This window comes from Nonomuraea sp. NPDC050783 (assembly GCF_040802095.1).
Lineage (GTDB): Bacteria > Actinomycetota > Actinomycetes > Streptosporangiales > Streptosporangiaceae > Nonomuraea.
This window is the reverse complement of record NZ_JBFAHK010000041.1, coordinates 1-14,172: the sequence shown is the minus strand read 5'-3', so window position 1 is coordinate 14,172 and position 14,172 is coordinate 1. Positions and strand designations below refer to the sequence as shown.

At 71.4% G+C, this 14,172-nt stretch carries 11 protein-coding genes; 5 read left to right on the top strand and 6 right to left on the bottom strand.

Going from position 1 to position 14,172, the window contains the following annotated elements; translation table 11 throughout:
• Positions 1-60 precede the first annotated feature (60 nt).
• Positions 61-1,800: a protein kinase gene (locus AB0H75_RS47985; RefSeq protein ID WP_367808357.1), complete on the bottom strand. Its 1,740-nt coding sequence runs from the start codon at positions 1,798-1,800 to the stop codon at positions 61-63.
• Positions 1,801-1,936: 136 nt separating this feature from the next.
• Positions 1,937-4,501, bottom strand: coding sequence for an aminopeptidase N (pepN, locus tag AB0H75_RS47980; RefSeq protein WP_367808355.1), 2,565 nt, complete (start codon positions 4,499-4,501; stop codon positions 1,937-1,939).
• A 90-nt stretch (positions 4,502-4,591) separates the two neighbouring features.
• On the opposite strand from pepN, the gene AB0H75_RS47975 reads away from it, so the two are divergent.
• Together AB0H75_RS47975 and AB0H75_RS47970 are read left to right on the top strand one after the other, a co-directional pair.
• Positions 4,592-5,212 (top strand): disulfide bond formation protein DsbA, encoded by a 621-nt coding sequence (locus tag AB0H75_RS47975; protein WP_367808353.1) that lies wholly within the window; start codon positions 4,592-4,594, stop codon positions 5,210-5,212.
• Positions 5,213-5,361: 149 nt separating this feature from the next.
• Entirely contained in the window at positions 5,362-6,765 is a 1,404-nt protein-coding gene (locus tag AB0H75_RS47970) for an aldehyde dehydrogenase family protein (protein WP_367808351.1), read from the top strand.
• Positions 6,766-6,825: 60 nt separating this feature from the next.
• Here the strand turns inward: AB0H75_RS47970 and def are convergent, their stop codons facing one another.
• Entirely contained in the window at positions 6,826-7,311 is a 486-nt protein-coding gene (gene def, locus AB0H75_RS47965) for a peptide deformylase (RefSeq protein ID WP_367808349.1), read from the bottom strand.
• A 90-nt stretch (positions 7,312-7,401) separates the two neighbouring features.
• Between def and AB0H75_RS47960 the strand changes: the two genes are divergently transcribed.
• Positions 7,402-7,869, top strand: a complete 468-nt coding sequence (locus AB0H75_RS47960; RefSeq protein WP_367808347.1) for a ribose-5-phosphate isomerase — start codon at positions 7,402-7,404, stop codon at positions 7,867-7,869.
• 14 nt (positions 7,870-7,883) lie between these two features.
• Here AB0H75_RS47960 and AB0H75_RS47955 read toward each other — a convergent pair whose 3' ends face one another.
• The gene (locus AB0H75_RS47955; RefSeq protein WP_367808345.1) at positions 7,884-8,036 is read right to left on the bottom strand and encodes a hypothetical protein; all 153 of its coding nucleotides are present in this window, start codon (positions 8,034-8,036) and stop codon (positions 7,884-7,886) included.
• A gap of 36 nt (positions 8,037-8,072) precedes the next feature.
• Entirely contained in the window at positions 8,073-9,305 is a 1,233-nt protein-coding gene (locus tag AB0H75_RS47950; protein WP_367808343.1) for a GNAT family N-acetyltransferase, read from the bottom strand.
• A gap of 129 nt (positions 9,306-9,434) precedes the next feature.
• On the opposite strand from AB0H75_RS47950, the gene AB0H75_RS47945 reads away from it, so the two are divergent.
• Positions 9,435-10,550 carry a PP2C family protein-serine/threonine phosphatase gene (locus AB0H75_RS47945; protein WP_367808341.1) on the top strand — a complete coding sequence of 372 codons (1,116 nt, stop codon included), beginning with the start codon at positions 9,435-9,437 and terminating at the stop codon, positions 10,548-10,550.
• A gap of 131 nt (positions 10,551-10,681) precedes the next feature.
• Here the strand turns inward: AB0H75_RS47945 and AB0H75_RS47940 are convergent, their stop codons facing one another.
• On the bottom strand, positions 10,682-11,278 hold the full coding sequence (locus AB0H75_RS47940) for a response regulator transcription factor (RefSeq protein WP_367808339.1): 597 nt from the start codon (positions 11,276-11,278) through the stop codon (positions 10,682-10,684).
• Positions 11,279-11,424: 146 nt separating this feature from the next.
• Here AB0H75_RS47940 and AB0H75_RS47935 point away from each other — a divergent pair, with 146 nt between their 5' ends.
• A complete protein-coding gene (locus AB0H75_RS47935) occupies positions 11,425-12,729 on the top strand; it encodes an RIP metalloprotease (RefSeq protein ID WP_367808337.1) in 1,305 nt (434 codons plus the stop codon).
• Positions 12,730-14,172 lie beyond the last annotated feature (1,443 nt).

The following is a 14,172-nucleotide window of genomic DNA, read 5'->3' as shown; positions in this document are numbered from 1 at the left end:
CGCACATCGCCCGCTTCCTCCGCGGGCCCGGGCCGGGCCCGGCGGGCACGCCGCATCCGGCTACGGGCAGGGCTCGCGGACGCACTGGACCTCGCCCGTCGGCTTGTCGTCCGCCGTCGGCTCGGTCGTGGGCTCCTCGGGGCCGGGCTGGGTGGGCTCGGGCGTGGGCTCCTGCGACGGCTCCTTGGTCGGCTCGGGCGTGGTCGGCGGCTCCGTGGTGGGCGTCTGCGGGACCGACGAGGTGGGGGTGACCGTCACCGAGGGAGTGGGCGGCGGGGTGAGGGCGCGCGTCGGCGTGGTGCTCGGGACCGGCCGGGCCGGGGGAGAGGTCTGCGACCGGGTGGTGGCCGGAGCCCTGGGACTGGTCGTGGCCGTGGTGTCGGCCACGCCGGTGGGCGTCACGACGGTCTCCTGCGCCGTCTGCGGGGGCCGCAGCCACACGGCGCCCGCCACGCCCGCCGACACCAGCACGGCGGCCGCGAGGGTCAGCGCCACCCGCACCGTGCGGCGCCGCCGCCGCTGCTGCTCGGGGTGGCCGGGCAGGGTGCCGGACAGCCCGCCGGGAACGGTCCCGCCCGCACCACCGGCAGCACCTCCCGGACGACCCCCGGCCGCGCCTCCCGAGCCACCCCCGACAGCGCCTCCCAGGCCACCACCGGCCGGGCCCCCCGGGTGACCACCGGCCGCACCCTCTGGACGGCCACCAGCCGCGCTTCCCGGGCCACCACCGGCCGTGCCCGCCGGGTGAACGCCGGGCGCACCCCCGGGGCCGCCGGCCGTGCTCGCCGAGCCGCCGCCGGAAACCGGGCCGAGCGTGGGACCGGAGGCGGAGCCGGGCGTGGAGCCGGAGGAAGGGCCGGGCGTGGAGCCGAGGGCCGAGCCGAGCGTGGGGCCGAGAGCGGAGCCCGCCATGCCCGCCATGCCCGCCGGGCCGAAGCCGCCGGGGCCGAAGCCGGCCGCTCCCGGCACGGCACCGGGCGCCGCCAGGGCCTGCCGGGCGGCCGCGGCCATGGCGGCGGCCGACTCCCAGCGCTGCTCGGGCGTCTTCTGCAGCGCCTTCGTCACCAGGGCCCGCACTGCGGCGGGCACGTCCTCGGGCAGCTCCGGCACGGGCGAGTTGAGGTGCTTGAAGATGATCTGTACGGGCGTGTCCCCCTGGAAGGGCGGCCGCCCGGTCAGGCACTCGTACGCCACCACCCCGAGCGCGTACACGTCGACCGCCGGCGTCACCTCGCTGGAGGTGGCCATCTCGGGCGCGCAGTAGCCCGCCGAGCACAACATCTGCCCGGTCGCCGTCAGGTGCCCGGCCGAGACCGAGTGCGCGATGCCGAAGTCGGTGAGCGCCACCCCGCCGCCCTCGCGGACCATGAGGTTGGCCGGCTTGACGTCGCGGTGCACGATGCCCTGCGCGTGCGCGGCGGCCAGGGCGTCGCCCACCTCGGCCACCAGCCGCAGGGCGGCCGCGGTGCCGAGCGGGCCGCGGCGCAGCACCCGGTCGAGGGACTCGCCCCGGACGTACTCCATGACGAGGAAGGTCACCTGGCGGCCGGAGACCTCGCAGGTGCCGTAGTCGTAGACGTCGACCACACCGGGATGGGTGAGCGTGGCCATGGCCCTGGCCTCGTTCTGGAAGCGCTGGGCGAAGGTGGCGTTCTCGGTGAGGGCGGGCGTCATCACCTTGACCGCGACCGCCCGGCCGAGCACCGTGTCGTCGGCACGCCAGACCTCGCCCATGCCGCCGCCGCCGAGGCGACCGGCCAGCACGTAGCGGTCGTTGAGCGTGGTCCCGGCGCCTAGCACGTAGTCGAGGCTAACACCGGCTCTCCTATGACAACGCCATGTCAGGAGAGGTGTCGGCCGCTCCCGCGGGGTGCGGGAAGGGAAAACTCACCTCCGCGCCGGGCCCCCGCGCGCGGCGGGGGACCGGCGGGACGGCTCAGGCGGAGGCCGCGTCCTTCTCCTGGTTGCGCAGGGCGCGGCGGACGCCGTCGGCGCCCTCCAGGATCAGCCGGCGCAGCGCCTGCGGCGGCTGCTCGGCGGCCAGGTGCTCGTCGGCGGCCCGCACGGTCGCCTCCTCGATGAGCAGCGAGGGGAAGCAGCCCACCGCGAACGACGACGCCTGGTCGAAGGTCCACTCCTTGTAGATCCGCCCGACCTCGGCGAAGTACTTCTCGCGGTACGGCTCCAGCAGCTCGGGGTGGTGCGGGTCCTGGAACCCGCCGATCGTGGCCCGCGCGATGTGGTTGGCGAGCTTCCCGCTCACGATGCGCTCCCACGCGGCGGCCTTGGCCTCGGCGGACGGCAGCGCCGCCCGGCACTGCGCGGCCGAGCGCTCCCCGGTCGCCGTGGCGTCGCGCTCCAGCTCGGCCGCGATGCCCGCCTCGTCGATCCGCCCGCCGACGACCAGCGCGTGCACCAGGGTCCAGCGCAGGTCGGCGTCCACGGTCAGCCCCTCGGGCACCGCGCCGCCGTCGAGGATGCCCTGGAGCAGGTCGAGGTCCTCGGCCGAGGTCGCCACCTGGGCGAACGCCTGGAGGTAGGCGAGCTGGTGGTCCGAGCCCGGCGCGGCGCCGGCGAGCAGCGAGCGCAGCTCGGTGGCCAGCAGCCGCAGGCCCTCGGCCCGCCAGGCCGGGGCGGCGTACTGCTGGACGGCCTGGCGGGCCTGCCGCAGGATCGCCTGCAGCACCGTCAGGTCGGTGACCACGTCCACGCCCGAGATGACCAGCTTGACGTAGTCGCGGGTGGACATCTCGCCGTCGCGGGTCATGTCCCAGGCCGCCGACCAGCACAGCGCCCGCGGCAGCGACTCGGTGAACGTCGCGATGCCGCCGTCCACCAGGGTGCGCAGGGACCCGTCGTCCAGCCGGATCTTGGCGTAGGTGAGGTCGTCGTCGTTGAGCAGCACGAGGTCGGGCCGCTCCGCGCCGACCAGGTCGGGCACGCTCGTCCGCGCGCCCACGACGTCCAGCTCGACCCGCTTGGTGCGGGTCAGCTTGCCGTCGGCCAGCGAGTACAGGCCGATGGCGACGCGGTGCGAGCGCAGCGTCGGGTAGTCGGCGGGTGCCTCCTGGAGCACCTCGAAGCGGGTGAAGCGGCCGTCGGCCACCTCGAACGAGGGCCGCAGCGTGTTGACCCAGGAGGTCTCCAGCCAGTCCTTCGACCAGGCCGACAGGTCCCGGCCGGAGGTCCGCTCCAGGGCGTCGAGCAGGTCCTTCAGCTCGGTGTTGCCCCAGGCGTGCTCGGCGAAGTAGTCGCGCACGCCGGCCAGGAAGTTGTCCAGCCCCACGTACGCGACGAGCTGCTTGAGCACCGAGGCGCCCTTGGCGTACGTGATGCCGTCGAAGTTGACCTCGACGGCCTGCATGTCGGGGATGTCGGCGGCGATCGGGTGGGTGGAGGGGAGCTGGTCCTGGCGGTAGGCCCACGCCTTCTCGACGTTGGCGAACGTCGTCCAGGCGCCCTTGCCCCACCGCGTGGCCTCGGCCTGGGCGAGCACCGACATGTAGGTGGCGAAGGACTCGTTCAGCCACAGGTCGTCCCACCAGCGCATGGTGACGAGGTCGCCGAACCACATGTGCGCCATCTCGTGCAGGATCGTCTCGGCGCGGCGCTCGACGGCGGCGTCGGTGACGCGGGAGCGGAAGACGTAGTCCTCCAGGAACGTCACGCAGCCCGCGTTCTCCATGGCGCCGGCGTTGAACTCGGGCACGAAGAGCTGGTCGTACTTGCCGAAGGGGTAGCGCACCCCGAACACCCGGTGGAAGAAGTCGAACCCCTGCCGGGTGACCTCGAAGATGTTGTCGGCGTCGAGGTGCTCGGCCAGCGAGGCCCGGCAGTAGAGGCCGAGCGGGATGCCGTCGTGCTCGCTGGTGACCTTGTGGTAGGGCCCGGCGACCAGCGCCGTGATGTAGGTGGACATGACCGGCGTGGTGGCGAACGTCCACCTCCTGGCCGCCTGGACGGCCCCGTGCCGGCCGGCCTGCTCGGGCAGCTCCTCGACGCCGGTCGCGGCGGAATTGGAGACGACCTCCCAGGCGGCGGGGGCCAGCACGGTGAACTGGAAGGTGGCCTTGAGGTCGGGCTGGTCGAAGCAGGCGTACATGCGGTGGGCGTCGGCGGTCTCGAACTGGCTGTGCAGGTAGACGCCCTGGTCGACCGGGTCCACGAAGCGGTGCAGCCCCTCGCCGGTGCGCATGTAGGAGCAGTCGGCGTCCACGCGCAGCACGTTGGAGGCGGCGAGCGAGGGGAGCGGGAAGCGGCCCTGTTCGGCGTCGTAGGCCGACACGTCGAGGTCCTCGCCGTTGAGGGTGACCTTGCGCAGGTGGGCGCCGTGCAGGTCGATGAAGGTGGACGCACCGGGGGTGGTGCTGGCGAAGCGGACCGTGGTGACGCTCTCGAAGCGCTCGTCCCCTTCCGTCAGGTCGAGTGCGACCTCGTACGACTCGACCTTCAGCAGCCGGGCCCGCTCGCGCGCTTCGTCCCGGGTCAGATTGCCTGCCAAGTTCCGCTCCTTTTCAACCGCTTCGTCGGGGTTGTCGGTATCCTGTCACGGCGGGAATAGGATCCGAACCACCTCAGGTTATGGCCCCACATGGCTGAGAAGATTCCTGTGGACCTCTGGTTCGATCCTTCCTGTCCCTTCGCCTGGGTGACGTCACGGTGGCTGCTCGAAGTCGAGAAGGTACGGCCCATCGAGCCCCGCTTCCGCTTCATGTCGCTGCACTTCCTCAACGAGGGCAAGGACGTGCCCGAGGACTACAAGGAACGGGCGCGCAGGTCCCACGGCTCGGTCCGCACGGTGGCCGCGGCCGCCGCCAAGCACGGCGAGGAGTACGTCGGCCGGCTCTACACCGAGCTCGGCACCCGCCTGCACAACCAGGGCCTCGGCAAGGACCAGGACAAACTGCGCGAGATCAACGAGGCCGCCCTGGAGGCCGTCGGGCTCGACCCGAGGCTCGCCGCCGAGATGGACTCCGAGGAGTGGGACCCCGCGATCCGCGCCTCCCACGACGAGGGCATCACGCTCGTCGGCCAGGAGGTCGGCACGCCGATCATCCGCGTCGGCCCCAACGCCTTCTTCGGCCCGGTCATCACGAGGATCATCCGCGGCGAGGACGCGGGCCGGCTGTGGGACGGCGTCCTGGCGGTGACGGAGTTCGACGACTTCTTCGAGCTGAAGCGCACCCGTACCAAGCGCCCGCAGTTCGACTGATCCGTCACGTTCTGACGTGTGACCTGTCCCGTCCTGGCATGTCCGGTATGCACCGCCGGAGGAAAGAACCTGATGGCGGTGGAGAATCCTCATCCCCGGCTCAGGACCCGCCTCTCGCTAAGGCCGGGAAGCGCTGTCAGGATGGGGCCATGCGTCAGCTGTACATCGACGGCTCCTGGGTCGCGTCCGCGTCCGGCGAGCCCATCGAGGTCGTGAACCCGGCCACGGAAGAGATCATCGATCGCGTGCCCGCCGGCTCCCCGGACGACGTGGAGTCGGCCGTGGCCGCGGCGCGAAGAGCCTTCCCCTCCTGGTCGGACACCGCGCCGGCGGAACGCGGCAGGCTGCTCGCCGAGGCGGCCACCCTGCTGGGACAGCGCGCCGAGGAGATCGCCAAGACCATCGCCACCGACATGGGCGCCCCGCTGGGCTTCGCGCTCAAGGTGCAGACCCTGATGCCCGCCAGTGTGCTGGAGTCCTTCGCCCGCCTCGCCGAGACCCTGCCCCGCGAGGAGCGCGTCGGCAACTCGCTGGTCGTCAGGGAGCCCATCGGGGTGGTCGCGGCGATCACGCCGTGGAACTACCCGCTGCACCAGATCGTCTGCAAGGTGGGCGCGGCGCTGGCCGCCGGATGCACGGTCGTGCTCAAGCCGAGCGAGGTCGCGCCGCTGGCCGCGTACGCGCTGGCCGGCATCCTCGCCGAGGTGGGGCTGCCGCCGGGCGTGTTCAACCTGGTCAGCGGGCGCGGCCCGGTCGTGGGCGAGGCCCTGGCCGCCCACCCCGAGGTCGACATGGTCTCCTTCACCGGCTCCACCGCCGCCGGCCGCCGGGTGGCCGCGCTCGGCGCCGAGACCGTCAAGCGCGTCGCGCTCGAACTGGGCGGCAAGTCCGCCAACATCATCCTGCCCGACGCCGACCTCAAGGCCGCGGTCAAGGTCGGCGTGGCCAACTGCTTCGTCAACGCCGGGCAGACCTGCTCGGCCTGGACCCGGATGATCGTCCACCGCGACCAGTACGACGAGGCCGTCCGCCTGGCCGCCGAGGCCGCCGAGGGCTACACCGTGGGCGACCCGTTCGACGCGTCCACCCGCGTCGGCCCGCTGGTGTCCCAGGCGCAGCGCGACCGGGTGGTCCGCTACATCAACCGCGGCCAGGAGGAGGGCGCCCGCCTGGTGACCGGCGGCACCGACCGGCCGCGCGAGCGCGGCTACTACGTCGAGCCCACCGTGTTCGCGGGTGTGGAGCCGGGCATGACGATCGAGCAGGAGGAGATCTTCGGCCCGGTGTTGTCGCTGATCCCGTACACGAGCGAGGACAGAGCCGTCGAGATCGCCAACGGCACCCGCTACGGCCTGGCCGGCGCGGTCTGGGCGGGCACCGAGGAGCGCGCGCTCGCCGTCGCCCGCCGGCTGCGCACGGGCCAGGTCGCCGTCAACGGCGGCCGGTTCAACCCGCTGGCCCCCTTCGGCGGCTACAAGCAGTCGGGCGTCGGCCGCGAGCTCGGCGAGCACGGCCTGGAGGAGTTCCTGGAGATCAAGTCCCTGCAGCTCTGAGCCGGGCGGCCGGGCGGGCGCCGGATCGGCGGCCCGCCGCCGCGCGCCCGTGCCGCAGGGCTACGCGCGCAGCATGATCCCGCGGGCCTCGTTCTTCGGCAGCCGGTCGACGTACAGCTTGCCGTCGAGGTGCTCGCACTCGTGCTGGAAGCAGCGCGCCAGCGAGCCCCGGGCCCGGATGCGCACCGGGCGCTGCAGCCGGTCGACCCCCTCGACCGTCACGCCGGCGGCCCGGGCGACGGAGGCGTAGATCGGCCGGCCGGTCCGCCGGTCGGGCACCGACAGGCAGCCCTCCTCGTCGGGGACCTCCTCGGGGTCGTCCACGGTCAGCACCGGGTTGATCACGTGGCCTTTGCGCTTGTTGATGTCGTAGACGAACAGCCGCCGCGACACGCCGAGCTGCGGGCCGGCCAGGCCGACGCCGTCCACCGCGTACATCGCCTGGAACATCTCGTCGATCAGCCGGCGCAGCTCGCGGTCGAAGTCCGTGACGGGCTCGGCGGGCGTGCGCAGCACCGGGTCGCCGATGACGCGGATGTCTCGCATGGATTCCTGCCTTCGTAAGGACTGGATGTCGAGTGCGGTCCTTACTCTAGCCAGCGAGCTGCATCGGCGCGGCTGTGGAAGACTGGGCGGGTGCGTGTCTACATCGGTGCCGACCATGCCGGCTATGAGCTCAAGAACCACCTCGTGTCCTGGCTGAAGGACCACGGGCACGAGGTGACCGACTGCGGTCCCTTCGTCTACGACGCCGAGGACGACTACCCGGCGTTCGTGCTGCGTGCCGCCGAGGGCGTCGCCGGCGACCCCGCCAGCCTGGGCGTCGTCATCGGCGGCTCGGGCAACGGCGAGCAGATCGCCGCCAACAAGGTGCGCGGCATCCGCGCGGCCCTGGCCTGGAGCGAGGAGACGGCCCGCCTGGCGCGCGAGCACAACAACGCCAACGTCGTCAGCATCGGGGCGCGCATGCACTCCCTCGACGAGGCCACCCGCTTCGTCGAGGTCTTCCTCGGCACGGCCTTCTCCGGCAGCGAGCGCCACAGCCGGCGCATCGCGCAGCTGGCCTCCTACGAGACGATCGGCCAGCTCCCGCCGCTGCCGTAGCCGCCCCGGGGGGCCTACCCCTGGGGCTTGCGCCTGGCCTCGCGCCGGGGCGTCTCGTCGCGCAGGGGCCGCCGGTCGGCGGCCTCCTGCTGCTCCTTCGACGGCCGTGACACGTCACGGGCGCGCATGGCGACGACCGCGGTGATCTGCAAGCTCTGCAACGCCATGCTCCGAGCCTACGCCTCCACGGGGCCGCCCTCCGGTCAGAAGACGCGGCCCGCCCACGGCCGGGGGCTCCAGGACATCGCGGTGGCCAGCGCGCGCACCGCGCCCGGACGGTGCTCGCGCAGCAGCCCCGCGGCGAGCTGCGGGCCGAGCTGCCCGTCACCCAGGTACGCCGACCCGAGCGCGGACACCGGCACCGTGAGGTCCGGCTCGTCCTCGACCTGCTTGCACTCGGCGCCCGCCGGGTCCGCGGTCAGCCGCCAGCGGGCGGCGTTCCACGGGCACACGTCGTCCTCGACCTCGATCACCAGGTCCACGGGAGCGGCGTAGGCGCGGCCGGTCAGCGCCCGGTCCACCTCGACCAGGCGTACCCACAGCTCGTCGCCCCAGGTCGCGCGGAGCTGGCGCGGGTCGGCCAGCAGCGCCTGCAACGGGTCGTCCACCGGCCTGCTCGGCGCCCGCACCGTGCTCAGCAGGTCGCGGTCGAGCAGGTTGCGCCACAGCAGCGCGTAGGCCGCCGGATCGGCCGCCTCCAGCTCGTACAGCCGCAGCTCGCCCTCCGGCACCCCGTTGTCGTCCCAGGACGTCTTGACCCGGAACAACGCGTACCCGCGCACCCCCCGGTCGTCCTCGGCCAGCACGCAGCGCAGCGAGCCCATCCCGCGCTGGTCGAACTCCTCGTCGGCCAGGTTGACGTCCCAGAAGGCGGCGTGCCGCTCGTAGCGTCCGGGACGGGTGCTCACCAGCGAGGCGAACAGGCTCTCCAGTTCCCCGCGCACGTCCGCCGGCCGGGCCACCCGGGCGCGCAGCGACGGGTCCACGGGCGCGTTCGCGACGAACGCCGAGGCACGCTTGGCGATGCGGAACGACAGCTCGCTCGCGGCCCGGCCGTAGCCGAAGCGGCCGTAGATGACCGACTCCGAGGCGTACAGGGCGGCCACCGCCTCCCCCCGGTCGCGGATGTCGGAAAGCTGGCGGCGCATCATCTGCGACAACACGCCGCGGCGGCGGTGCGAGGGCAGCACGCTCACGGCCGTCACCCCGCCGACGGGCAGCACCCGCCCGCCGGGCACCGCCATCTTGAGACTGAAGACCGCGGTGACCCCGACGATGGTGTCGCCGTCGAAGACGGCCAGCGTCCGGTCGAACTCGGTCTCGGCCTTGAACCGCTCGTTCTGCTGGGGATGGGGGGTCCAGCCGAAGCTCTCGTCCAGGACGCCGCTGAACGCCGGCCACTCGGACTCGTCAATCGGGCGGATGGGGTAGGTCATCCGTCCACGGTACGAGCGGGCAAAGGCGGAGGGCCACCGAATATCCGCACGATATCCGCCCGTAATGATCAAGGCATTGGTCAAGTGGACTGCCCAAACCCGAACCGGACCGATAGGGTCGGGCGCATCATGAGTTCCCGTCCGGCGCCGCTGATCCCGCCACGGGTCCGCGCCGTCCTGGTGCGGGTGCCCTTTCTCGTATCCATCGTGCGCTTCGTCCGCAGGGGGCCGCTCGCCCGCGACCGCAACCTGCTCATCACCCTCTCCGTGCTCGCGCTGCTCGTCGGGGTGCTGGCCGCCGAGGTCTCCACCGAGTGGTTCTCGCCGTCGCTGCTCATCCTCATCACCCTCGTCGGCGGGCTGCAGCTACGGCTGCGCAGCCTGGTCGTGCTGCTGGTGGCCGTGGGCGCCGCGCTCGCCTACGTCGCGGGCACGCTCGGCGCCGGGCGGGTGGGGCTCGGGCTCATGGTGACGATCGGGTTCACCACCGTGCTGGCCGTGCTCATGGCCCGCACCCGCGGCAAGCTGGGCGTGCAGGGGCTGCGCGGCGACGCGATGCTGCTGGAGCTGCGCGACCGGCTCAAGAGCCAGGGCGAGCTGCCGCCGCTGCCCAAGGACTGGGGCGCCAAGGTGGTGCTCAAGCAGGCCGGCGGGTCGTCCTTCGGCGGCGACTTCCTGGTCTCCATGCGCGACGGCGACACCGTCGAGATCGCCCTGGTCGACGTCTCCGGCAAGGGCGTGGACGCCGGCACCAGGGCGCTGCTGCTGTCGGGCACGTTCGGCGGCCTGCTCGGCTCGGTCGACGACTTCCTGCCCGCCTGCAACGCCTACCTGCACAGGCAGCGGGGCGACGAGGGCTTCGTGACCGCCGTCCACCTGCGGCTCAACCTGTCCACCGGCGACTACACGATCACCTCGGCCGGTCATCCGCCGGTGGTGAGGTTCGACGCGGGCCGGGGCAGCTGGCAGGTCGCCTCGGCCAAGGGCGTCGTGCTCGGCGTCGTGCCCGACCTGCACTGCGAGCCCGACAGCGGCACCCTGCGCAAGGGCGACGCGCTGCTGTTGTTCACCGACGGGCTCATCGAGCAGCCGGGCCGCGACATCGACGCCGGGCTCGACAGGCTGCTCGGCGAGGCCGACCGGCTGCTGCCCTCCGGTTTCCGCGACGGCGCCCGCGCCCTGGTCAACGCCATGGCCTCGGGCCACAACGACGACTGCGCGCTGGTGCTCATCTGGCGGCCGTAGCCGTGACGTTCTACACGGGTCAGGTCGTGTGAAAGGTCACTGGCACGTGGCGCGGTCCGGCTGGAATGCTCTGGATGACCGGGGCTCCGGCGGAGCGGCGCGGCTCGGCCGGAGCCCCGCCCCGCTCGTGTTCACAGCCAGCCGGAGTCGCTGGCGATGCGTACGGCGTCCAGCCGGTTGCGCGCGCCGGTCTTGCACATGATGCGCGACAGGTGGTTGCGTACCGTGCCCACCGACAGGAAGAGCTGGTCGGCGATCTCCGTCGAGCGCGCGCCCTCCGCCGCGATGCGCAGCACGTCGAGCTCCCGCCGGGTGAGCGGGTTGCACTCCGAGCGCAGCGCCGCCACCGCCAGCTCCGCCTCGATGGCCCGCGACCCGGCCGCCACCTGGCGGATGCCGTCGGCGAGCCGCTCCGGCGCCACGCGCAGGCTCATGAACCCCAGAGCGGGCCCCGACAGGACCTTGCGCACCTGGCCGGGATCGGGCCGGGCCGACAGGATCAGCGTCCGGCAGGCCGGCACGCGCTCGGCCAGCTCGGCCACCACGGGCGGGCCCGGCAGGTCGAGGTCCACCACCGCCACGCCGGCGGCGCTCGCGAGCGCCGCCGGCGCCACCTCGTCGGCGTGCCCGGCCTCGGCCACCACCAGCAGGTCGGGCTCGGCGTCGAGCGTGGCCAGCAGGCCGCGGCGGACCAACGGCAGATGCTCGGCGATCAATATCCTGATCAAGACGTCCCCCTCCGTCGTCTCTTAGCGTGATCGTCTGATCACTCTGTGTCAATGGCTGCCCGAAACGCCGCAAGCCCTTGAGAACCGGGGACTTCGACTACTCTGAAGCTGTCGGGACCGTCCGCCTTGCCCTGGAGCGCGCATAGATGAACTGGCTCTATCTCGTAGGGATCATCATCTTCCTGCTCGGGTTGATGTTCTCCATCGCACTGCACGAGATCGGCCACCTCGTGCCCGCCAAGATCTTCGGCGTCAAGGTCACCCAGTACATGGTGGGCTTCGGCTCGACCGCGTGGTCCCGGCGCAGGGGCGAGACCGAATACGGCATCAAGTGGATCCCGTTCGGCGGCTACATCCGCATGATCGGCATGCTGCCGCCGCGCCCCGGTGACGACCCCGGCAAGCTGCGCAGCACCGCCACCGGCCCCTGGCAGGGCCTCATCGAGTCGGCCAGGGACGCCGCCCAGGAGGAGGTCCGGCCCGGCGACGAGGACCGCGTCTTCTACCGCAAGAAGTGGTGGCAGAAGATCATCATCATGTCCGGCGGGCCGCTGATGAACTTCGTGCTCGCGTTCGTCTTCTTCAGCATCCTGCTGGTCGGCATCGGCCTGCCCACCTGGGCCCCGATCGTCTCGCCCGAGACCTCCACGTGCGTGATCCCGGCCACCGAGCAGCGCACCACCTGCAAGCCCACCGACCGGCCCACCCCGGCCGCGCAGGCCGGCCTCAAGCCCGGCGACCGCATGGTCTCCTTCGACGGCCACAGGATCGCCACCTGGGACGACGCCACCCGCCTCATCCGCTCCCACGGCCCCGGCCCGGTCGAGCTCGGCGTCGTCCGCGACGGCAAGCCGCTGACGCTCGACGTCACGCTCATCGCCCAGGACCGCCCCAACCTGCAGGACCCGAAGAAGCTCGACAAGAACGTCGGCTTCCTCGGCGTCCTGCCGACCGAGGTCATGCAGCGCCAGAGCCTCGGTCAGGTCGTCGGCTACATGGGCGAGCTGACCGCCCGCGTGGCGGGCTCGCTGGTCAACCTGCCGGAGAAGATGGTCGGCGTCTGGCACGCGGCCTTCTCCGGCGAGGAACGCGACCCCGAGGGCCCGGTCGGCGTGGTCGGCGCGGGCCGCATGGGCGGCGAGATCCTCGCCAGCGACCTGTCCAACGAGAAGAAGATCGCCATCTTCGTCAACCTGCTGGCCGGCTTCAACCTGGCGATCGGCATGTTCAACCTCATCCCGCTGCTGCCCCTGGACGGCGGCCACATCGCCGGCGGCATCTGGGAGGGCATCAAGCGGGCCTACGCCAGGATCATGCGGCGCCCGGAGCCGAAATACGTGGACATCGCCAAGGTGCTGCCGCTGACGTACGCGATCGCGCTGGTGATGATGGTGATGGCCGGCCTCCTGGTCTACGCCGACCTCGTCAACCCCCTGACCCTGACCGGCTGACCCTCGGCGACCCTGCGAGGTGAGCCGGTGGCAGGCTGCGGACCCGCCGGGCCTCTGGCGTACGCACTTGGAGTCGGACAAGTGGGACGGCTCTCAACCGCCTGGCCCAGCAGAACACCTCCGGGCAACTGCTGGTCCTGGAAGCCATCCCGCTCCGGACGACTGACCGATCGCTCGTCTTCGCTGCCCCGAAGGAGAAGCGATCTCCCGGTGGTCACGCGGAAGGCCGCTCCCGATGTCGGTGAGCGGCCTTCTCACTGGTCGTGCTGGTCGGGGCGACAGGATTTGAACCTGCGACTTCTTGCTCCCAAAGCCACTTGATCGTGCCCCCGAAAAGGCCAACGACGGGGTTCGACCTGCGGAAACAGTCAGACAAGATCCGTGAACGTCCGCGCTCGTACGCCTCGATCGTCACGCAGTTGGTCACCCACGCATCAGCGCTTGAGAGGGTCGGCTCATCCCTGCCCGCAGTCTGCCAACAGGTTTCGACGTTCTCGGCTTCGATGGGACGTTGGGCGAGCCCTCTCGTCCGGTGGCAAGGACCGACGGAGTCGGTCCGCGGCAGCCGATCGCCCCGACCCTGTACGGCGAGTACCGAAGCCAGCGATCGTCACGGCCTCAACCACGTCGATGCGAAGCCTCTTGATCATTGTCCTGGCCAGGTACATGACGCTTCCCGCGCCCCCTAGGCGAGTTGCCAATGAAGGGGCCAAGCACCATCGAGACGGACCCGACGACAAGCGGGGCCTCGCTTCCATGTCCGGTCACGATGAGTAGCGTTACCAGCGCAGCGACTGCTACTGCTACCACCAGTAATCCGGATCCGGGGTGTAACATACGCATACTGATCCTTTCGTTGGATCGGCAATGCCTACCGCAGATCAGCCACCAAGTTGCCTGCGGTAGGCATTTCTTTGACCTGATGCTACAGCTCCACCCAGGTGCTTCTGGCGTCTTCGAGAGCCTTTCTCGTCACCCTTTCCTTAGGTAAATAACCTGTAGTATGGGCAGGTCAGCGCTAGTCACGTGCCTATTCACTTGAAGTTCGCTGCATTTAGCGAGGTCAAAACTTTGTGATGTAAGACGACAAGGTTTCGAACTTGCAGACCCTGATGCCCAACAGTCGAATGTAACGATTCCGCATCTCGCCGGGGCTCGCGATCGCCTCGAAGCATCCTTCCACCATGACCAAGGCATCTTCCCCTCCCTGATCACCTCGAGCCGGCCTCGTAGTGTTCCCTCCGAAGGCATGCTTTGACCTCGTCGGCTCTGTCCGACAGCCGGCGTTGTGCATGGTGTTGGTGGACTGGCTTCGTCGTTCTGGCTGCATTCGCTGGTTGCGGCGGGGTGGCCGGGCGGGACCGGCCCGGAGAGGCCGCACGCCCGCCCGGACCGCCCGGCCGCCCGCCCCCCACCCGGCCCCGGCGTGTTTTAGTGGGGGAG

Coding starts and splice junctions, on each gene's coding strand:
- AB0H75_RS47975 (WP_367808353.1), top strand. CDS start 4,592: ATGGCTGAGAAGATTCCTGTGGACCTCTGGTTCGATCCTTCCTGTCCC.
- AB0H75_RS47970 (WP_367808351.1), top strand. CDS start 5,362: ATGCGTCAGCTGTACATCGACGGCTCCTGGGTCGCGTCCGCGTCCGGC.
- def (WP_367808349.1), bottom strand. CDS start 7,311: ATGCGAGACATCCGCGTCATCGGCGACCCGGTGCTGCGCACGCCCGCC.
- AB0H75_RS47955 (WP_367808345.1), bottom strand. CDS start 8,036: ATGGCGTTGCAGAGCTTGCAGATCACCGCGGTCGTCGCCATGCGCGCC.
- AB0H75_RS47950 (WP_367808343.1), bottom strand. CDS start 9,305: ATGACCTACCCCATCCGCCCGATTGACGAGTCCGAGTGGCCGGCGTTC.
- AB0H75_RS47945 (WP_367808341.1), top strand. CDS start 9,435: ATGAGTTCCCGTCCGGCGCCGCTGATCCCGCCACGGGTCCGCGCCGTC.
- AB0H75_RS47935 (WP_367808337.1), top strand. CDS start 11,425: ATGAACTGGCTCTATCTCGTAGGGATCATCATCTTCCTGCTCGGGTTG.